This window comes from Nitrospira sp. (assembly GCA_030692565.1).
Taxonomy (GTDB): domain Bacteria; phylum Nitrospirota; class Nitrospiria; order Nitrospirales; family Nitrospiraceae; genus Nitrospira_D.
Window position 1 is genome coordinate 508,069 of the sequence record JAUYAO010000058.1, and the last position, 20,756, is coordinate 528,824.

The 20,756-nt window shown below is 56.3% G+C and carries 16 protein-coding genes; 10 read left to right on the top strand and 6 right to left on the bottom strand.

The genetic code is table 11. From position 1 onward, the window contains the following. Nucleotides 1–20: 20 nt before the first annotated feature. Entirely contained in the window at nucleotides 21–2,693 is a 2,673-nt protein-coding gene (locus tag Q8N04_19210; protein MDP3092809.1) for an FtsX-like permease family protein, read from the bottom strand. Beyond that, nucleotides 2,690–3,373 carry an ABC transporter ATP-binding protein gene (locus tag Q8N04_19215; GenBank protein MDP3092810.1) on the bottom strand — a complete coding sequence of 228 codons (684 nt, stop codon included), beginning with the start codon at nucleotides 3,371–3,373 and terminating at the stop codon, nucleotides 2,690–2,692. The genes Q8N04_19210 and Q8N04_19215 overlap by 4 nt, the downstream gene beginning before the upstream one ends. Nucleotides 3,374–3,447: 74 nt before the next feature. On the opposite strand from Q8N04_19215, the gene Q8N04_19220 reads away from it, so the two are divergent. Continuing rightward, entirely contained in the window at nucleotides 3,448–4,137 is a 690-nt protein-coding gene (locus tag Q8N04_19220; GenBank protein MDP3092811.1) for an arylesterase, read from the top strand. Nucleotides 4,138–4,201: 64 nt separating this feature from the next. On the opposite strand, the gene Q8N04_19225 is transcribed toward Q8N04_19220, so the two are convergent. The 3 genes from Q8N04_19225 to Q8N04_19235 all read right to left on the bottom strand — a co-directional run bounded on the left by Q8N04_19225 (nucleotide 4,202) and on the right by Q8N04_19235 (nucleotide 6,549). After that, a complete protein-coding gene (locus Q8N04_19225; protein MDP3092812.1) occupies nucleotides 4,202–4,393 on the bottom strand; it encodes a hypothetical protein in 192 nt (63 codons plus the stop codon). Between the two features lie 125 nt (nucleotides 4,394–4,518). Further along, nucleotides 4,519–5,439, bottom strand: a complete 921-nt coding sequence (locus Q8N04_19230; GenBank protein ID MDP3092813.1) for a hypothetical protein — start codon at nucleotides 5,437–5,439, stop codon at nucleotides 4,519–4,521. Between the two features lie 105 nt (nucleotides 5,440–5,544). Then, nucleotides 5,545–6,549, bottom strand: a complete 1,005-nt coding sequence (locus Q8N04_19235; protein ID MDP3092814.1) for a ChaN family lipoprotein — start codon at nucleotides 6,547–6,549, stop codon at nucleotides 5,545–5,547. A 132-nt stretch (nucleotides 6,550–6,681) separates the two neighbouring features. Here Q8N04_19235 and Q8N04_19240 point away from each other — a divergent pair, with 132 nt between their 5' ends. From Q8N04_19240 to Q8N04_19255, 4 genes are all read left to right on the top strand, one after another. Next, nucleotides 6,682–8,001, top strand: coding sequence for a hypothetical protein (locus Q8N04_19240; GenBank protein ID MDP3092815.1), 1,320 nt, complete (start codon nucleotides 6,682–6,684; stop codon nucleotides 7,999–8,001). A 135-nt stretch (nucleotides 8,002–8,136) separates the two neighbouring features. After that, nucleotides 8,137–9,078, top strand: coding sequence for a MoxR family ATPase (locus Q8N04_19245; GenBank protein ID MDP3092816.1), 942 nt, complete (start codon nucleotides 8,137–8,139; stop codon nucleotides 9,076–9,078). Nucleotides 9,079–9,117: 39 nt separating this feature from the next. Next, entirely contained in the window at nucleotides 9,118–10,236 is a 1,119-nt protein-coding gene (locus Q8N04_19250; protein MDP3092817.1) for a DUF58 domain-containing protein, read from the top strand. Further along, the gene (locus Q8N04_19255; protein ID MDP3092818.1) at nucleotides 10,226–12,418 is read left to right on the top strand and encodes a DUF3488 and transglutaminase-like domain-containing protein; all 2,193 of its coding nucleotides are present in this window, start codon (nucleotides 10,226–10,228) and stop codon (nucleotides 12,416–12,418) included. The genes Q8N04_19250 and Q8N04_19255 overlap by 11 nt, the downstream gene beginning before the upstream one ends. Nucleotides 12,419–12,444: 26 nt before the next feature. Here the strand turns inward: Q8N04_19255 and Q8N04_19260 are convergent, their stop codons facing one another. Further along, complete coding sequence (locus tag Q8N04_19260) at nucleotides 12,445–13,404, bottom strand: pyridoxal-phosphate dependent enzyme (protein ID MDP3092819.1); 960 nt, start codon at nucleotides 13,402–13,404, stop codon at nucleotides 12,445–12,447. Between the two features lie 527 nt (nucleotides 13,405–13,931). On the opposite strand from Q8N04_19260, the gene Q8N04_19265 reads away from it, so the two are divergent. Genes Q8N04_19265 through Q8N04_19285 form a run of 5 tightly spaced genes read left to right on the top strand, consistent with a single transcriptional unit; the run spans nucleotide 13,932 to nucleotide 20,482 of the window. Next, complete coding sequence (locus tag Q8N04_19265) at nucleotides 13,932–16,076, top strand: class I SAM-dependent DNA methyltransferase (GenBank protein ID MDP3092820.1); 2,145 nt, start codon at nucleotides 13,932–13,934, stop codon at nucleotides 16,074–16,076. A 44-nt stretch (nucleotides 16,077–16,120) separates the two neighbouring features. Further along, complete coding sequence (locus tag Q8N04_19270) at nucleotides 16,121–16,639, top strand: hypothetical protein (protein ID MDP3092821.1); 519 nt, start codon at nucleotides 16,121–16,123, stop codon at nucleotides 16,637–16,639. After that, complete coding sequence (locus Q8N04_19275) at nucleotides 16,636–17,556, top strand: DUF4868 domain-containing protein (protein ID MDP3092822.1); 921 nt, start codon at nucleotides 16,636–16,638, stop codon at nucleotides 17,554–17,556. Before Q8N04_19270 ends, Q8N04_19275 begins: the two co-directional genes overlap by 4 nt. Further along, nucleotides 17,556–18,989 carry a restriction endonuclease subunit S gene (locus tag Q8N04_19280; GenBank protein MDP3092823.1) on the top strand — a complete coding sequence of 478 codons (1,434 nt, stop codon included), beginning with the start codon at nucleotides 17,556–17,558 and terminating at the stop codon, nucleotides 18,987–18,989. Before Q8N04_19275 ends, Q8N04_19280 begins: the two co-directional genes overlap by 1 nt. Continuing rightward, nucleotides 18,986–20,482, top strand: coding sequence for an ATP-binding protein (locus Q8N04_19285; GenBank protein MDP3092824.1), 1,497 nt, complete (start codon nucleotides 18,986–18,988; stop codon nucleotides 20,480–20,482). Before Q8N04_19280 ends, Q8N04_19285 begins: the two co-directional genes overlap by 4 nt. Nucleotides 20,483–20,756 lie beyond the last annotated feature (274 nt).

Here is a 20,756-nt window from a genome sequence, read left to right on the forward strand (position 1 = left end):
ATCCTTAACACGTGCGCGACTCACTCGTATCTGAGGACGGACAGCGGTCGTTGCCCCAGCAGGCGATAGGTGCTGAGGAACCCCACGAGAAGCGTAAGGGCCATTGTGAGCCCCAGCCCGATGAGCAACACGTGTGGATGCAGCGTCCAGCCGAGTTCGAAGACCCATCGAAGGAGCGCCCAGGACAAGGCGCTGGCTAATCCGACGCCGATCGCGCCGCCCACGATTCCCAGCACCAGATATTCCATAGCGAACGATCCGACGAGCAACCCCCGTGTGGCGCCCAAGGCTTTCAACACCGCCGATTCATAGAGGCGGCGATACCGGGTTGCCGCGAGGGCCGCTCCCATGACGAGCCCTCCGGTGAGTACGCAGAAGAACGCGACGGCTCGAATGGCCAGAGACAGGCGATCGAGGACCCGGGCGAAACTATCGAGGACATCGCCGATATTGATCGCCGTCACGTTAGGAAATCCGGCGACGATTGCCTGTTGCAACGATACTTCGTCGGAAGGCGGCACCCGGACCGTCGCGACATAGGTGAGAGGCGCCCCATCCAGCGCGCCGGGCGACAGGACCATGTAGAAGTTGGTGGAGAAGTTGCCCCACTCTACTTTGCGAATGCTGCTAACCTCTGCGACCAGTGATGTGCCCTGAATATCCAGCTCGACCGTCTGTCCGACATCCAGCCCTATGGCCTTTGCTGCTTCCTCCTCGACCGAGACCCGGGGTATGGGAAAGGTCTGTCCAGGTGTCCACCACCGGCCTTTTACGATGACGTTGTCCTTCGGGAGCTGATCCAAGAAGGTCAGTACATATTCTCTGGTAAGGTACCAGGTCTTCCGGCGCTGCTCCTTGTCGGCCGCTTGGACGGTCCGTTCCTCTTCCTCGGATACGGCTTCGGTCTTGATCGGTTGGCCGTTCACGGCCACGAGCCGTGAGCGAACCAGGGGAGTCAGACTTGGTGGGTGGGGTCCTACCCGGTCACGGAGCAGACGGGAGATGCCGTCCACCTGGTCCGGTTGAATATCAATGAAGAAAAACGTTGGGGCATCCGCTGGCCGGCTCTCGCCGATCTGTCGGAGCAAGGCTCGTTCAACCAGTGCGACGGTGACGATCACCATCACCCCAATGCCGATGGCGATGGTCATGCTGACGGCCTGACTCCCCGGCCGAACAATGTTGCCGATCGCATGGCGAACGGCCAGACGCTTAGGACGGGCCACCACCGCCAGTGTCCTGATCACAAGCCAGGCGGCGCTTCCTAACAGTGCGAGTGCGAGCAAGAAGGCTGCCATGAAGAGCAGCCCAATTTTCCACGTTCCGGCTTGCCACATGGACAGCAGGGCGAGTCCTGCGGCGATCACCCCGGCGGTGAGCAGTTTCGTTCGATCAAGTCGCGCGATGTGTTGGCGCCATGTCCGATCGGTCGAGGTCGAGGATGGGTCCGCCGCAAGCGTGTCACGCCGCAACAGCGCGACCGGTTTGACGGCTCGAATGGCCAGCAACGGCCACAAAGTAAAGAGCAACGTGGTGAGCAGGCCGAGGGCCAGGCCTTTGCCCAGCGGGAGGAGTGAAGGCAGCGAGAGTCCCGATGTAAAACCGATTTGCCCCAGCATGTCTGAGGCGAACCACGAAGACAGCATCCACGGTACGGCCTGTTCTAAACTGATCCCGAGCGCCAGCCCTGCGATGCTTCCGGTCAGTCCCAAGAGGAGGGCCTGGGTCGCATAGGTTCGAATGATGGTCGGAGAATCGGCCCCGACGGTTTTCAGGATGGCGATGGTTGCCAGCTTTTCTCGAAGGAACGCGCGCACGGAGGTGGCGACGCCGATGCCGCCGACAAACAAGGCGGTCAGTCCGATGAGCCCGAGATACCGTGTCAATTGTTCCAGAAATTGTTTCAGTTGCGGTTGTGCATCCCGATACGTCGATACGCGTGCGGAATCCGCCGCCAAGCGGCTCCGCAATTCGTAGAGGAGCGGATCAATCTTAGTGGCGGCCGGGGTTTTTAACAGATAGCGTTCGCGTACACGACTGCCGAGTTTCACCAGTTCCGTGGCGCGGAGTCCGCCCTGGGCAATCAACACGCGAGGGCCCAAGCTGAAGGCATTCGCCATGCGGTCCGGCTCGGTGCGCACGATCCCGGTTATACGGAAGGTGGCCTGGCCGAGGGTGAGTGATTGGCCCAGCGTCAATCCCATTCGAATGAGAAGCGACTCCTGAACAACGGCGCCCCAGCAAGGCTGTCCTGGGCAACCGGCTGATTGGAGTTGCAACAGTTCCCACAGCGGGCGATCCGGTTCCACACGAAGAGTCCCGTAAAATGGATAGAGCGTGTCCACCGCCTTGAGTTCAATGATTTGTGACGATTGGCCCACGGATTGTGTGCCGGGAACGTGAGCGGCCATGCCGATCAACTCGCTCACGTGAGTCATCGCAATCTCTCGATCTGTCAGGGAAGTGAGAACTGTGAGGCCTGTTTGACTCATCTGTCGGGAGAGGCGAACTTCAAGGTCCCCGCCGAGTAAGCCGCGGGCTTCCTTTGTGACGGCCTGCTCAAGATGGGCGGAAAATAGTGAGACTCCCACAAGGGCGCCCACTCCCACCGCGATACTGGTGAGGAAATAAAAAAAATGCCGCCAGGCTGCGCGAGTTTCCCGCCACGCCAGTTTTAGGATGAAGGTGTTCACGGAATGGGAGCCGTCAGTTGGTCGGATTCGATGCGGCCATCGCGCAACGCGACGATTCGTTGCATTCCACCGGCCAAGCCTTGGTCGTGCGTGACGAGGACCAGGGTGGTGCCATAATCTCGATGCATGGCCAGGAGGAGGTCGATCACCTGTACTCCTGTCGCGCTATCTAAATTGCCGGTCGGTTCATCGGCAAATAAGAATGGTGGGCGGCAGGCAAAGGCCCGGGCGACAGCGACGCGCTGCTGTTCTCCGCCGGATAGTTGTACGGGATAATGATCGAGGCGGTCGGTCAGTCCCACGGAGGCCAATAATTCCGCCGCACGCGTATCGCCTCCCCGCTCGCCGCTCAGTTCGAGGGGAACGGTGACATTCTCCAGGGCCGTGAGTGTGGGGATGAGATGGAACGATTGGAAAATGTAGCCGATCTTCGCGCGTCTGAACCTGGCCAGGGCGCTTTCGGACATCGTCGTTAGCTCCGCCTCATCTACCATGATCGAGCCTGCGGTCGGACGATCAAGGCCGGCCATCAATCCGAGGAGCGTCGACTTCCCGCTTCCTGATGGTCCGACGATCGCGACCATTTGTTTGTCTGGAATCTCCAACGAGATATTGTCCAGTATGGGAACCGCTCGTCCTCCGGCTGCGAGGCTCATTGACAGTTGGGTGATGCGAATCATGGATCGGCGATTTCCTTCCTCATCTCGGGGCTGACCGCAAGATGGTATTATACTGTACGCATATGGAACGTCGGTTGAAATTGCGAACACTTGGGGTAGGCGCGTGTGTTGGCTGGTTTCTTCTGACCGGATTGTTCGCCGTGCTCCCTCTCGCTCGGGCTGCGGGGCTGCCATCCGTCGATGATCGACCCAGGATCGTGGCGTTTGGGGACAGTCTGACCGCCGGACTCGGCGTTGCCGCGGATGAAACCTATCCGGCAGAGTTGCAACGGCGATTGGATGCGATCGGGCTGCGATATCGGGTCATCAACGCTGGTGTGAGCGGAGAGACGACTGCGGGTGGTCTGCGCCGTGTGCCATGGATCTTGCGGGGCAAGCCGGAAATCGTGATTCTTGAATTAGGAGCCAATGACGGTCTGAGAGGACTGCGAGTGGAAGAGACGAAAGCCAATCTCGAGCACATCATTCAGCAGCTGCAGCAATCCGGCACGCAAGTGATCCTGACCGGCATGAAACTTCCCCCCAATTACGGCAACGACTACCGTTCAGCATTCGAACGCCTGTATCCCGACCTGGCGACGCGCTATCGCCTGCCGCTCATCCCATTTTTTCTGGAAGGAGTGGCGGCCACCACTACGTTAAACCAGGCTGATGGCATTCACCCGACAGCCCGTGGCTATCGCGCGATTGTGGAAATGATGTTTGGGAGACTGTTGCCTATTCTGAAAGACAGGGGGAAGATGAAAAACGGGGCAAGCAAGTAAACCCCTGCCTCGCCGATTTCTCAGCCAGGCAGGAGTCTATTGTCAACCGGACACTAGGGAGAGACTACGACTTCTTCAGGAATGTGTCGTACACACCGTACGCCAGAATTCCCCCGATCATGACATAATACAAACCGGTAATGCCGCTGTAATCTGGGGGGCCGTCACCATGCGCCTCATTCGCCAGGACCTGCGGTGCGACTGTGAGTACGACCGCGAGAGCCACGCTTCCCGTTTCCAGTAATCTCTTCACCATGATCATTCCTCCCTCAAGGCTATATCGAAAATGAGGAACGCAGTTTACAAAAAAGGTATGGAGCTGCGCAAGATCCTTGCGCATAAACTTACGAGGGGGATGATCGGCGGCTTGTGCGAGCGACGTTATCGCGGAGTCGATTGTTTAGCGATGGAGTTGAGAGCTTCTGCAACCTGCTTGCAAGAGCCGGCCAAGCGATCGAGCTGGGTACCCTTACTGATAAAATCTTGTGCCATCGACTTCAGCTGACCGTCATAGCGGCTGACTTCTCCTGAAAGTTCAGCGACTTTGCTCAAGACGACTTTGTAGGTTGCGATTTCCTGCTGGAGCGTTTGTGTGGTTGCCTGAGCCGCCTTCGCTTCCGCAGCGGAAGCCTGGAGTTGCTGACTTAATCGGGCCACATACGCCTCCCGATCCCGCATGTCCGATTCCAGCTTCAGCTGGACCTCTTCGCTATCCCGGCGGCGATCCTCCAGATTACGGATAGTCTGGATCCAGTTCGCAACTTCCCCAGGAGCGATCTGGGGAGGCAGAGGCATCGATTGGACCTGTTCAATCGCCTTCATCGCAGGCTGCAGCCACTCTACAAACACCATGACTTCGCTGAGCTTGACGTCGGTTGATGAGCTTTGGCCCATTGTCGATGTTCCGTTTCCATTAATCGGAGGTTCAGATTGCGTGGCTGCCTTGACGTCTCTTGGAATGTCCTTGGTCTTTCGGGACTGTCGCGGCTGGGACCACCGATGGTATTCGAGCAAGACAGCAATGCAGTGGCGGCAAATCGGTTCTTCGGGAAGGGTACAGGAACATTTTGAAATTAAGTGCCCGTCTTTCAACCGGATGGTTTGTTCATAAAGCCCTGAGTTACCGATGACCGCGGAAGAAATCTGCGCGTCGTCGGCTTCCACGATGCGAACCCGATTCTCGGACAAGTATTGATGGCCGATCTGGAAGGCGGAAGTTTCGACCACTGCCTTGATCATCTGGGGGTCCAGAAGACCGAGTCGGTCGGCGCTGCAGGGAATTTTGTTTCGCATGGTGGCCATAGAGTCTCATCCTCGATGTGGAAGCAGTCTGCCTCTCTGGTTCGGCACTGTCAAGCCGTGCGCGGTTTTGCTCGCAGGCCGCGGGTTCTAGCCGGAATCCGGATGCTACCGGCAGCGCTGTGGCGGGCCCTGCTGGCTGATGGGGGTGAGCCATACAAAATCTGCGATGCCGTCGTGGACGAGATCCTGGATGTCCTCAATGCGTGTGTGATCGAAGGAGGCCATGTACACCGTTACTTGGGCGATCGGCCCGTCCATGCGACGTGCGACGCGTTTCGGGATGGGCAGATTATATTGAATGTGTCCGCCACCCGTATAACTGAGAATCACAGCGTGGTCCTGAGGCCTTTGGCGAGCGGTGAGAAGTGCCGCCGCCACCGTTTTGGCCATGCCTTCGTCGCGCACCATAGAAGCTTCGTACATTCTGACATAGTCCTCGTCGCTCCCCCCACCATGACAGCGTTTCAGCTGATCCAAAATCCTGAGGCGGTAGGCCTGGTCATCGACAATGTCCTCACGATCCATTCCCCATTCAACCCAGTCCTGTCCCTTTCGAGCTTCATCAAGGCCGATTTTCACGACCTGGCGGATTAGTGGCTTGGGAGGATTCATGGCCTGGAGCATGATCCGGTGCTCGCGGGAAAAGTTGACCAATGGCTCGTAGTTATCAAAGGCGCCGCCCCAGTTTTGCTTCCAGCGGCTTTGATCAAGAAATGCCTGCCGGTCCAGACCGGGTGTGGCGAGGTATTCATTCAGCGCAGGTTGCCCGTCCCATCCGAACATCTCCATCGTGAGCACCGGACGCCTGCCGTTCGACAGCAACGTTTGCAGGACGGTTAATGCGGCGTCAATATGGTGTCGGTTGTAGTGCTCTTCTCCGAGGTAGACGATGTCAGACCGCGTGAGCCTTATAAGGAATGTAGGGAGATCGATCGATTGCCCCGTTTTTACATCAATCACGCGACCTGCGTGCCAGGATGAGACGGGGGAATTTGCAGGAATCGTAGAGGTGCCGCCGGCACAGGCCGTGACAACAACGCAGCCGATGACCAGCAGCAAGAGAGGGAGGAGACGAGAGGTTGTAAGACGGCGGGCAACGAAAGGAGTCATAGGCATTTCCTAACACAGCCAGTCTGTTGCGACAAGCCTGTTGTCTTGACGGGAGAAGAACCGGACTACTATCCTCCCTGTTCCAGAGTGAACGTGAGAGGTCTGTCATGCGATGCATCCACGGTCTTGAATATGTCTGAGAGCAACGTCATTGCAGAGTTTCGTCGAGCCGTGAATCGTGCTGTTTGTGATTCTGGGGAGAAGTGGGAGGCTTCCAGGCGTCTCCTGGAGCCTGCTGTATTTCCGTCGATTATTGGACAATTGGCGCAGCAGTCTCAGACGGCTTCAATGCCCCATCAGGTGAAAACCGCGCTGGCTCATGTGTTGGGACGAGGCCAGGCCCGCCGTGTTCAGGATCTTGATGGCGCAGCACTCAAGGGTCTAACCGGATACCCGCCGTCGAAAGCGTTCCGCTCACTGTGCCTCTATTTTGGTCTCGTTCAGGGCCGAGCTTCGAAATGGCCCACCGCAGATCTTCCCAGTGAGGAAGTGGCGCGCGCGCTTCAATCGATGACCAATCCGTTCGATCTCCTGCTCACGACGCCTGTCGCCACCGTGCTCGATCTGGGTGCCGGCGATCTTTCATTTGCGGGTGAGCTGGTCGATCACTACCTTCCTACGCTTCACACTCATCAACAGGAGCTGGTCCTGCATGCGGTGGATCGCCTGGATCCTCGCTCAAAACTGGGCGGGCCACTGCATCCGGGACGAGACCGGATTGCCCAACTACAAGCGAGACCGGGCCTGACCTTTCGTTTTTACGGCAATCAGGACATGTTCGATCTTCACAAATTGGATGAGGCCGGTCATTTGGCGCCACGGTATACCCTGGTCACCTGCTGGGCTCCCGCGACCCCGACGTTTGCCTATGAGCCGACGCGACTCTCTGAGGCGGTCATCCAGGAAGATCTTCGGCGGAGCAAGGGTGCATTTCGGCATGTGCGCTATGAGGGCGAATCGGCCCTCGAAGTACAGCACGGGAAACGAGCCCTAATCTTCCCTGCATGGAAATTTGACATTCGCGGGCCAGTGGCCCTTCTGAGCCTCTTGGCCCGCCGCGCACTAGTTGGGGTATTGGGTGCGGTGGACTCCCAGGTATTCTGGGAGATCCTGGCGCAATTACTCGAAGAGTCCCGCTACCGTCCCCAGAATCAGCCGTTTAGTCAGGAGAGCCTCCCCGTCGTATTTGGTGATATCTATCAACGTCTGATGCAACTGAAGTTGGGAGACACCGTCTCACTCGCCCAACTCGGCGTCCTGCGTTCCCGCCTTCCTGCGAGTGAGGTGACTCAGACTGTCCAGACTACGTGTGGATTTCGGGATGTGTGGATCCGGCGAGGAGCCGTGTTTCCTGGTGTCCCCGCCAGTAGTACCGCTCGTCAATTCATGCATATGCGCGAAGAAAGTCCGCCCTGGTTTCTCACGCTCGTCCCAGACGATCTCCGGCCATAGCCACTCTTCCGTGGGCGCTTGCTGCAGCCCTTCCGCAAGATACCGATGAAAAATTGACCGCCTGTAGACCCTTTGTTAGACTTTCGTCGTGTCTTGCCAGAACCTCCATCCCAATAGGAACGGCGATTCAATCTCATGAAATCTACACAACTCGTTTCCTCTATTCAGGAGAATATCGCGCGCGTGATTAAGGGCAAATCCAGAGTCATCGAGCTGACCGTCGTGGCGCTTCTGGCTCGTGGACACCTGTTGCTCGAAGATGTGCCAGGCGTCGGGAAAACGACATTGGCCCATAGTCTGGCTCGCTCGTTGGACTGTTCCTTCAAGCGCATCCAATTTACCAGCGATCTGCTTCCGTCCGACATTGTGGGTGTCTCCATCTTCAATCGGCAAAAGCAGGGATTTGAATTTGTACCGGGACCGATCTTCGCGAATATCGTGCTGGCCGACGAGATCAATCGAACGACGCCCAAGACGCAAAGTAGTTTGTTGGAGGCCATGAGTGAAGCCCAGATCTCGGTCGACAACCAGACCTGTCCCCTTCACCAACCATTCATGGTCATTGCCACCCAGAACCCCGCTGAGTATCACGGCACATTTCCCTTGCCGGAATCCCAGCTCGACCGCTTCTTAATGCGGGTGCAGATCGGCTATCCGTCCCCCGAGGAAGAGCGCAAGGTGCTTGAGCGGCCACAATCGCTTCACCCGGCCGAGGCGCTACAGCCAGTTGCCACGGGCCAGGATGTCCTCGCGCTACAACAACAGGTTGATGATGTACTGATGGAAGAGAGTCTCATGGACTATCTTCTGGCGATCGTGTTGGCGACTCGACAGTCGGATTTGCTGTCGCTGGGAGTCAGCACGCGCGGAGCGTTGGCGCTCTGTCGGGCGGCCAAGGCGCTGGCCTTTGTGCGGGGCCGAGCCTATTGCCTGCCGGACGACATCAAAGAGCTGGCCCCTGCGGTGCTGTCTCATCGCATTATGGTGAGTCGCTCGCAGGGCCTGCGCCATCGCAGCTTTGAACAGTCGGAGCAGATTATTCAGGATCTGGTCGAGTCCGTCCCCGTTCCAGTCTAACGACGGTGTACATTCCCGCTTACCCGGAATACTGGCGATATGCTCTCCATCGTTCGTCGTCTCTTCAGGCATCTCATGCGGCGGCGTTCGACGCGAGTGACAACAGAGGGCACGCGGTTTCTCTTCTTCACCCTCGCGGTCGCGGTCGCCGCGATTAACACCGGCAATAATCTCTTCTACCTGCTCCTCGCCATGATGCTGAGCATCATCCTGATGTCCGGCATCATGGCGGAGTCCTGTCTTCGTCGATTGGAATTTCACCGGCACCTTCCCGAGCTTGTGTATGCCGGAGAACCGATGACGGCGACGGTGGTGGTGGCCAACCGTAAAACTCGTCTGCCGAGTTTTTCCCTGCATCTCTGGGATGTCACGGGTGAGCAAGAGATCGATCGCGGCCTCACCCTGTGGCAATTGATGCCCGGAGCCAGTCAGATTTTGTCCTACCCTCTGATTGCAACCAGGCGAGGGCGGTTACGCTTTGACGGAGTTCGTGTCGGGACGTCGTTTCCGTTCGGGCTCTTCCTCAAAAAGGCGTACTACCCGCTTGATGGATCGGTTGTGGTGGCCCCAGCCGTTCGTCCGGTCGAGAGTACATTCCTGCAGGAAATAGCGTTGTTTGGTCAGGATTTGAGCCTGCCGCGAAAAGGGCACGGAAGCGATCTCTATAATCTGCGCCAATATCATGCGGGTGATGATTCGCGCTCGATTCATTGGCTCTCCACGGCCCGTACCTCGAAACTCATGGTTCGAGAAACGGAGGCAGAGGATCAGCGGCGTGTCACGCTCATGCTCTCTCTACTGGCTCCGCTCAGCCATGAACGCCTGTTTGAGGACGCCGTGTCGCTCACTGCGTCGATGGCGCAGGATTTCGGAGCCAGGGGCTATCAGGTCCGTCTGGTTGTCGGAGGGGTGTCATCTCCGTTCGGTCAAGGTGAAGCCCATCTTTTACGGCTCATGGAATCATTGGCGCTTTGTGAACGATCGAGCCCTGATGGACGTGAGAGTCAGGCGTCCCCTGATAAGGGTGCGTATGATCCTGAAGGGGGAGCCACCATTGTGCTTGTGCCGTGGGGAGAGGCCAGGAAAGTTTTCCACGGGGTGAGAGCCGATGGCATTGTGTCGGAGTCGGTGATCCAAGGTAGGCAGCATGCCGTTTAATCAGGCGTTGCGCTTGTCTTCCGTGTTGCTTGCCGCAGCCGCGTTTATCGGACTGGCGCTTGGGACGAATTTGCCCGAATGGTTGCTGCTCCTCACCGGTGTGTCTCTGATCGTCACCCTCCTTCGCGCCCTTGATGTGGATCGCCTTCGCCACGTGCTTGCCCGAATACGACTGTCGACTACCGCGTGGAATGTTCTGACTGTGATGGCATTCGCCGGGTTTTGGGTGGATTTGGCATGGATTTCCGCCGACCTTCTTGCTGCCGGCGTGCACTTTCTCATGATTCTGATGGTCGTCAAGCTCTTCAACTTGGATCAGCGGCGAGACTACCTTCATCTCTATGCCATCAGTCTCATGGCGATTCTGGGGTCCGCCGCCTCGACGACAGACCTCTGGTACCTGCCGGTCTTTCTTGCGTACCTCCTGATGGGTGTCTGGACGCTGTTGCTCTACCAGCTCACTAAGGAAGCCGATCCGGGGCATAATATGCCGAGTCTGTCAGAGGGGGTGGCGATCACTCCCAGAGGACGGCAGCAGATCACCTCTGAGTTATTCTGGCTGGCAAACGGCCTCGCCGTCGGTGCTTTGTGTCTTACTGTGCTGATCTTCTTTACGATTCCCCGTGTGAGTGCCGGGTTTGGTCAAAAAGGGTCTGGGGAAGGCCTCCGTACCTCGGGGTTCTCTGAAACCGTCGACCTTGGCATGATCGGTCCCATTAAGCGGGATCCAGGAATTGTGATGCGGGTAGAGCTTCCGGACCGAACGGGGCTGCAGTCCGACCGCTTCTATTTGCGGGGGATGGCATATGACCGATACGATGGCAAGTCGTGGACCACTCGCCTGTCGCATCGCCGGGCGTTGGCTGAATCGCCGGCCGGAACATTTACGGTTCGGCATGGCTCTTCGCGTTCGCCCCGTCCGCTCGGTCAGTTCATTCGCCAAACTATTCTGCTCGAAGCGCTCGATACGGCCGTGCTCTTTGCTGCCCCCTATCCTGAATCCGTCAGCGGACAATTTCTCGCGATACAGTCCGATCCGACCGGCGCCATCTATCTCCCGTTTCCGACCTCGTCGCGTATCGAGTATACCGTGCATTCTCGGCCCGCAACGGTTGTGCCCGCCGATCTTCAATTTCAGCCCGCCCTGTACACGGAGGTGTTCTCGCAACATTTTTTACAACTTCCTGAATCGTCCGAACGTGTTGAGGCATTGGCTCGAGAGATCACGGGATCAAAAACCAGCGCGTATGAGAAGGCTCAGGCGATTGAGGCGTATCTCTCCAGAAATTATCGATACAGCCTCGACATTTCTCCCGTTAAGCAAACGCGTCCGCTCGAAGAGTTTCTGTTTGAACGGAAAACCGGATACTGCGAACATTATGCGACGGCCATGGTCGTGCTGTTGCGTAACGTGGGAGTCCCTGCACGGCTGGTCACGGGATTTCTTGCGACTGAGTGGAACGAGTACGGCAACTACTATCTGGTACGGCAGCGGGACGCCCATGCGTGGGTAGAGGTCCATCTACCCAATTCCGGCTGGGTCACAATGGATCCCACTCCGGCCGTCAGCGAGCCTGTCGGAGATTCACAGTGGTTTGCCGCGAGCCGGGTGATCGATACGCTCCGCCTGCGTTGGAACCGCTTCTTTGTGCAGTACAACGCGGCCGATCAGTTGGCTGTGGTGCGGGGTCTCAAGGAAGGGACGACAGTCGTCCGCGATCGAGCCTGGAGCTCGGTGTCTTCTTTTTTGGCGCCGGTCGGAGACCTTGCAGGGCAGCTTCTCAGTCGCGTCGCCGAAGGAAACGTGCGCCTCATGGTAGGATTTCTGAGTTTTGTCGTACTCGGGCTGGGGTTGGCGATATGGCTGGTGCAGCGAAAACCTTGGAGCCGGTGGAGGTCCTCCAATACGAGGCCTGGCCATCATGCCGTCATTTCGCAGATCTATCGTAATGTCCTGAAGCAGATTGCCCGCTACGGTATCGTAAAGGCGGAGCATACGACTCCAAGAGAATTCTCGCTAGTCGTTGGGAATCAATGGGCAGCCGCAGCTGAATCTGTGTCGATGATTACGGAGTTGTATTGCCGAGGTCGATTCGGGAAGGCGATTCTAACCCAGCAAGAAATCGATTTGGCCTATCACAGCTTGAGGCAGCTGGCGCTCCTCGACCCTCCATCAAAATAGTACTCTGATCCATCCTGCGCACGATTTCATGCACGGGTGACGGATGGCCAGAATGAATCCAGATCCACATTCCCCCCAGTCAGGATCACTCCAACGCGCCGGCCGACGAGTGCCGGTTCCCGCCGAAGCAGGGGAGCTAAAGCCACAGCGCTTGATGGCTCTATGGCTAGCTTGAGAGTTTCCTGTGAGAACCTCATTGCATCCAGAATCTCATTTTCGGATACCAGAAACACATCCGTAAGATGTCGGTGCAAGATGGGGAGCGTTCGACTGCCAAGACTCGTCCGAAGACCGTCCGCTACCGTGCGGGGGGTGGTCATTGGCACAACCTCGTTTTGACGAAGCGATTCAATAGCATCTGCCGCTCCGAGCGGCTCGCAGGCATATAGCAACAAGCGTGGATTGAGATGGTGGGCCGCTATGCAAAGACCCGATAGGAGCCCTCCTCCTCCTACTGGTCCCAGCACGACATCCAGATCGCTGACCTGTTGAAGTAGCTCCAGCATGATGGTTCCTTGGCCTGCAATGACCTGAGGATCATTGAATGCATGGATTTGCCGGGCCTTCCGCTGGGAAAGCGTCTCATGAAGAATCTGCTCTGCGGCTGCACGATCTTCGACCACGATCACGTGAGCGCCATGCTGAGCGATGGCCTGCTGCTTTCTCGGTACATACGGTTTCGGGACAATCACGTATGCGGAAAGGTTAAGTAGCGAGGCTGCTAAAGCAAGGCCTTGTCCGTGATTTCCCGAGGAAATAGTAGCCACTGTCCGGTCAAGGCCCGTTGCTGCTATTTCCGACGTTGCGTAGTAGGCTCCGCGAAACTTGAAAGATCCTGTCCGTTGAGCCGTCTCGCATTTCAGAAAGACGGTAGCGGACGCCAAGGCATCAAGTTCTACATTTGTCTTGACTGGTGTGATGAGAGAAACGTTGTGGAGCGTTTCCCTTGCTCGCAGGATATCTTCGAAAGAGACCTCAACACCCATAGGTCTTACCAGCAGAATGCGCACATGGGCGAAAGAGTCGAACTCAATAGGAAGGGTGGAAGAATTTCCAGAACTATATGGAGCGGGAAAAGGGATTTGAACCCTCGACCCTCGCCTTGGCAAGGCACCTTAAATGTAATATTTTCAATGACTTAATCGTTATCGTCCTTGCATCAACTCGTAGGTTTTTCCAGCACTTACGAAAGGGACCGTCTATATAGACAGTAGGGTTTTTACTACCACCTCCATTGCCCTCCATTCGTACCAAGCCAAGAGTGCCGTCATACATATTTCGAGCTCAAGAGAAAATTTCATCAGCCTTGGCCACAAGACCACAGCCTTAGGCTCGCCTGTACCTCCAGGCCGCTGGATGGCTACCTGTGACGAATAGTATGCCGTTGGACTTCGCCCATAGGCAAGCGGCCCGCATGCACTGATCTACCCATCCATACCTTGCGTGATTTCTCGCAGGGAAAGGGGTATTCTTCGGCGGCAAAAATAGAGAAGCTTTGGAGCGTACTAAGGATATGAGCAACGGGGATCTGAACTGGATAGCGAACTTCATTTGGGGGATCGCGGACGATATATTGCGTGACCTGTATGTGCGTGGCAAGTACAGGGACGTTATCCTGCCGATGACGGTTCTTCGCCGTCTTGATGCCTTGCTTGAGCCTACGAAGCAAGCCGTGCTCGACATGAAAAAGTCGCTAGACAAAGCAAAGATTGTCCATCAAGACCAGGCGCTCAGGCAGGCAGCGGGCCAAGCTTTCTATAATACCTCGAAGTTCACACTTCGCGACCTCAAGGCGCGAGCGAGTCAGCAGCAGCTCAAGGCCGACTTCGAGGCCTACCTGGATGGCTTTTCGCCGAATGTCCTAGATATCCTAGAAAAGTTCGAGTTTCGTAATCAGATTCCGCGTCTCTCCAAAGCCGATGTACTCGGCACACTGATCAATAAATTCCTCTCACCGGACATCAATCTCAGTCCCAATGCCGTCAAGAACAACGATGGTTCAGTCAAGCATCCAGGCCTCGACAATCACGCGATGGGGACAATTTTCGAGGAGCTGGTCCGGCGCTTTAACGAAGAGAATAATGAAGAGGCTGGGGAACACTGGACACCGCGCGACGCCGTGAAGCTCATGGCGAAGCTGATCTTCCTGCCGATCGCGAGCAAGATCGAATCGGGCACCTATCTGCTCTACGACGGCGCCTGCGGGACCGGTGGCATGTTGACGGTCGCGGAAGAGACGCTGCAACAACTGGCGACAGAGCACAAGAAGAAGGTTGCCACGCATCTCTACGGCCAGGAGATCAATGCCGAAACCTACGCCATCGCGAAGGCCGACCTATTGCTCAAGGGAGAAGGCGACGCGGCGGATAATATTGTCGGAGGGCCGGAGTTCTCTACGCTTTCCAATGATGCATTTCTCTCGCGGGAATTCGATTTCATGCTCTCCAACCCGCCCTATGGAAAGAGCTGGAAGAGCGATCTCGAACGGTTGGGCGGAAAGGACGGGATTAAGGACCCGCGCTTTGTCATTCAGCACGCGGGCGATGCTGAATATTCGCTCATTACCCGGTCGAGCGATGGCCAGATGTTGTTCCTGGCTAACATGCTCTCGAAGATGAAGCGAAGGACCAAGCTTGGAAGCCGGATCGCCGAGGTGCATAACGGGTCGTCGCTGTTCACCGGCGACGCCGGCCAGGGCGAGAGCAACATTCGCCGCTGGATCATCGAGAACGATTGGCTCGAAGCTATCGTCGCCCTGCCGCTGAACATGTTCTACAACACCGGCATCGCGACCTATATCTGGGTTTTGACGAATCGGAAGCCTGAACATCGCAAGGGCAAGATTCAGCTCATCGACGCGACGCAGTGGTATAAGCCGCTTCGTAAAAACCTCGGCAAAAAGAACTGCGAGTTGTCCGAGGAAGAGATCCAGCGGACCTGCCAAACCTTTCTAGATTTCAAGGAAACCGAGCAGTCGAAGATTTTCCCCAACGCGGCCTTCGGCTATTGGAAAGTGACGGTCGAACGGCCGCTGCGTCTCCGCGTCGAGCTGGATGCAAAGTCGCTCGCTGTGTTTCGAGCTGCCTGCGAGGAAGAGGAAGAAGCTCCTGTGGCGAACCTCGTGGAGCGTGTCGCCGCTTTGCTTGGCCCCGGCCCCCATCTGAATTTCAATGCCTTCATAGATGAGGTCGAGGCCGACGCGGACAAGCACAACATTAAGCTGACGGCGTCACGGAAGAAACTACTCAAGGACCGACTGGCGAAGCGAGATGAGAAAGCTGCCGAAGTTATCAGCAAGATCTATAAGGCAGGGAAGACAAAGCCCGATCCGCTGCGAGGACTGTTCGAGACAACGATCAAAGGCAAACCCTGTCTCGTGGAATACGAGCCTGATAGCGATCTTCGTGATACGGAGCAGATTCCGCTGCTGGAGGAGGGCGGCATCGAAACCTTTCTTCGCCGCGAAGTGCTTCCCCACGTGCCAGATGCCTGGTATGACGCGGAGAGCGTCAAGACCGGTTACGAGATCAGCTTCACCCGCTATTTCTACAAACCGCAGGCGCTTCGTACGCTGGAGGAGATTCGCGCCGACATCTTGGCCCTGGAGAAGGAGACCGAGGGGCTTCTGGGTGAAATCATTGGGGTAAAGGGCAAATGACAGTGCACAAGCACAACGAGGGCTTGAAGATAGCGAGATTGCTAATGGTGTTGAGCAGCATTTCTCCGCTGTTCATTCTTTGGGCCATTCGCGGCAATAAGCTTATCTCTGACGCGTATCTCTTCGCTTTGTGCGCCTTCATGGTGGTTGTGCCTAACGTGTTTCTGTGGTTGCGAATTGCAACCGCAAAACGATTAAAAGAACAACGGGAACTCGTCGTCGGTAAGGCTGAGGATCATCGAGATCACCTTCTTGTGTATCTATTTTCCATGTTGCTACCCTTTTATGCGGCTGAATTGGCAACGTGGCGGGACTTAGCGGCCTTGCTGGTTGCACTCGCATTTATCGTCTTTCTGTTCTGGCATCTTAATCTGCATTACATGAATGTGCTGTTCGCTGCCCTTGGGTACCGCGTCTTCACGATCTACCCACCCTCGGATGCGAATCCCTTGAGCGGAAAAATAAGCCAGGTGCTTATAACTCGTCGAGTAGGCTTATCGCCGGAGCAACACATCAATGCCTATCGCCTAAGTGACACGGTCTATTTCGAGGTAAATGAATGAGTCTGAGCTTCGACTTTCAGAATGTCGTTATCACCGAGTTCGGAATAGGACAGGATGATGGAGCCGGTCAGGCTTTTGCCTTTGTGTCCGTTGACGGAAATGTGCAGGGTGCTCTTCGTGAAATGTCTCAATCGACTTGGACTGCGATGCAGAAACAGGCCACGTCACCTAGTAAATATGAGCCTTCTGAAAAGTATTCAAGTTCCGAGCATGTGTATTTGCCTCTGGCTGATCAGCTCGCAGCACGCATGCATGATCTGCATACGGCCAATAATCTACCCGTGGATGGTCATGCGCTTGGGAACCCGTCCGAGGTATTTTGCTACTTTGCACGATTCACAGACGGGCAGCAGCGACGTCTCACTGCGCTGAGAAGGGCGACGCAATTTAAAGGCGTGCTTAAGAGTCGGCTGATCCATCTCGTAAGTGATGCGTTGAAACTCGTCGAGGACAAAGTCTTCAAGCTCGATGTCGATTTCGACTTGCTCATTGATGCCCACAATCTTCACATCCTTCGACCAAGCGGCTTCGAGTTTGTAAGTGAGCTCCAACAAGCAGTTCTTGCGGCGGTGCCCACGAACATTGAGGCAATCAAACAAGATTTAAAGTTCGTAGACTTTGCTACCATCGCAGAATACGCTGGCCAGCATCCGCGTGCAGCACGTTACTTGGCCTCTATTCGCGCCCAAAAGGAAACGAAGCAACTCGATAAAGGTTTGCTAAAGAAGCACTGTAAGAGAATGGGGATCGAGGTCAAAGAGTCTAAGAGCAAGCTAGGGGTCGATGGTGATGATGTCATGCGATTCCTTGAAGTCTTGGACCGCCGTCAATTTGAATTGGAGCTTGTGAAGGGCAAACCAGAACGATTTAAGGCCGGTAGTCGATCACGGCTGCGTAACAGTGGCGGAGAAGCTTAGTGATCGCCGACCTCAAGCCTTATCCAGCCTATAAGGACTCCGGAGTGCCGTGGCTGGGGAAGGTGCCGGAGCATTGGGAGGTACGGCGAATCAAGACGCTATTCCGTGAAAAGGATGAGCGTAGCGCCACCGGTAGCGGCGCTCTACTTTCGTTGACCAGAGCGAAGGGAATCATTCCGCAAGCGGAGGCCTCGAACCGAATTGCGAGTGCCGAGGATCTATCGAAGTACAAGGTTTGCCGACCCGGCGATCTGGTGATGAATCGCATGCAGGCGTGGTCTGGAATGTTCGCGCTCTCGACTTACACGGGAGTGATAAGCCCTGATTACAGCATCTTTGGTACGATCGACAAATCTGACGTGAAGTTCTTTGAGCATCTCTTCAAGACCCCGGCTGTTGTGGATCAGTTCGCGCAGCGTTCGAAGGGCATCGGGAGTGGCTTTAACCGCCTGTACACACCAGACTTTGGGGCAGTGCCTGCAGTCGTCCCACCTCTTTCGGAACAAGTAGCCATCGTGGGCTTCCTCGAGCATGCCGAACGGCGTATCAAGCGCTTTATCCTTGCCAAGCAGAAACTGATCAAGCTCCTGGAGGAGCAGAAGCAGGCCATTATCTACCGGGCTGTTACCCGCGGGATCGATCCGAATGTCCGTCTCAAGCCTTCCGGCGTCGAATGGCTAGGGGAGGTACCGGAGCATTGGGAGGTATGGCAGATTGGTCATTTCTCTCGCGTTGGCAACGGGTCCACACCGTCACGCGGTAATTCAGCCTACTGGAGTGGCGGTTACTATCCGTGGCTCAATAGCGCATACGCGAACCAAGAGAGTGTCACGCAGTCGGATCAATTTGTCACCGACACTGCCTTGCGGGAATGCCATCTTCCCATTGTCCCGTCCGGAAGCGTGTTGGTGGCCATCACGGGACAGGGCAAGACTCGTGGGAAGGCGACGGTACTTCGTATTGAAGCTACCATCAATCAGCATATGGCTTTCATTACGCCGAAGGCTAAGATTGCATCTGCTGAATATGTACGGCTGGCCTTGCATGGCTCCTATGCGCAGCTCCGTTCAATCAGCGACGACTCCGGGAGCACAAAGGGTGCAGTGACTTGTGCTGATCTCAAGCACTTCAGATTGATTCTGCCGCCGCCTCCTGAACAAAACGTGATATTGGCAGCGGTAGAGAATGAAACTTGTGCGTGTAGCGCAGCCATCAACCGTGCGCATCGGGAGATTGCCCTCCTCCGCGAATACCGCACCCGCCTGATCGCTGATGTGGTCAGTGGGAAACTCGATGTGCGAGAAGCGGCGGCCAAGCTGCCGGAAGCAACTGATGAGCCTGAACTGCTCGATGACGCGGAGGCTCTGGCCGAGGGCGACGAGGAAACGGGAGACGTTGATCTCGATGCGGTGACCGAGGAGGCCGAGGCGTGACAACGGATCGTTCCAATGACTACTTCGTCGGCTTAGTGCGAGAGCTGCGCACGCTGCCTCGTGAAACCGAGTGGGTTGAGTTCAAGGTCAACAATTCGAACCCCGTTGAGATCGGCGAATACATCTCTGCGCTGGCGAACTCGGCTGCGCTGCTCGATAAGCCTCGGGCCTACGTTTTATGGGGCATCGAGGATGGCACAAGGAGAGTTGTGGGCACTACCTTTGAGCCCGCGACAGTCAAGCAGGGTAACGAAGATCTGGAACATTGGCTTACGCGCCTGCTGCAACCGCAGATTCCCTTCCGCTTTCACACCTGTGAGATCGATGGCGCTCGTGTCGTACTCCTGGAGATCGACAGCGCGCTGCATCAGCCTGTTCGGTTCAGTGGCGAGGCGTATATCCGGGTCGGCTCGTACAAGAAGAAGCTCAAGGACCATCCCGAGAAGGAGCGCGTCCTTTGGCAGCGCTTCACCGTCACCGCCTTTGAGGACGGCATGGCCGCGCAGCGATTGACAGGCGAGAATGTCCTTCAACTGCTGGCGTTTCCGTCGTATTTCGACCTCCTGCAGGTTCCGCTTCCGTCTGATCAGGCGGGCATTCTTGCTGCACTAGCAGCCGATGGGCTTGTTCAGCGGGCTGAGGGTGGCTCGTGGAGCATTACAAATCTTGGAGCAGTCCTGTTCGCCAAGGATCTGTCAAAATTCGATGGCCTTCGACGGAAGGTTGTGCGCATCGTTCAGTACGCCGGGAAGGGACGCATCCTCACAACGAAGGAGCGGTCGATTGTATCGGGCTATGCAGTGGGCTTTGAACTGCTTATTCAGAGTGTTATCGCGGTGCTTCCGACAAATGAGGTGATTGAGCAGGCGCTGCGCAAGACGGTACCAATGTTTCCGCCGCTTGTCGTGCGCGAAGTTGTCGCGAATGCCCTCATCCACCAAGACTTCTCGATCACGGGCGCGGGGCCGATGATCGAGGTGTTCGACGACCGCATGGAGATCACGAACCCTGGTCGGCCGTTAGTTCCAACCGATCGCCTGCTCGATCAGCCGCCGCGTTCGCGGAATGAGAAACTTGCATCGCTCATGCGAAGGGTCGGTATCTGTGAAGAGCGTGGCAGTGGCATCGACAAAGTTGTGTTCCAGATCGAGCTATTCCAACTTCCTGCACCGTTGTTTGAGGTACCGGGCGAGTCTATGCGCGTTGTACTCTTCGGCCATCGCGTGTTGAAGGATATGGAGAAGGCGGATCGTGTGCGCGCGTGCTACCTCCACGCCTGCTTGCGGTATGTGACTCGTCAGCCCATGACCAACACCTCGCTCCGGGAGCGCTTTGGGATTGACGAGAGGAACGCGGCACTGGCTTCCCGTCTACTCAACGAGGCCATTGAGGCCGGGGCGATTCTGGTACGGGATCCAGAGGCTGGAACGCGGAATCGAACCTATCTGCCGTTCTGGGCGGCAGTCTCCACAGCTAAGGAAGAGATTGCTTGATGGCTTGCTTTCCGGTAGCTCTTTCGCAACAACATGTGCCTCGTAACACATTGAAAGGGCATAGCTTAAAGCTTCTGGCATTGCTTGATGGTTGCTTGATTAGAATGGGGTCTAATAAGCGGAACTGAAGGGCTGCTCCTTTGAAAGCAACAAGTCAGAGGGTCCTTGATACTTGATGGCTATTTCTAGAGGTTGCCTGTAAGCACCGAAATAGGTGAGATGACGTGCTGCAGGAACTAAGACTTTCGAATAGCATCGTCCATCCTTAGTACGA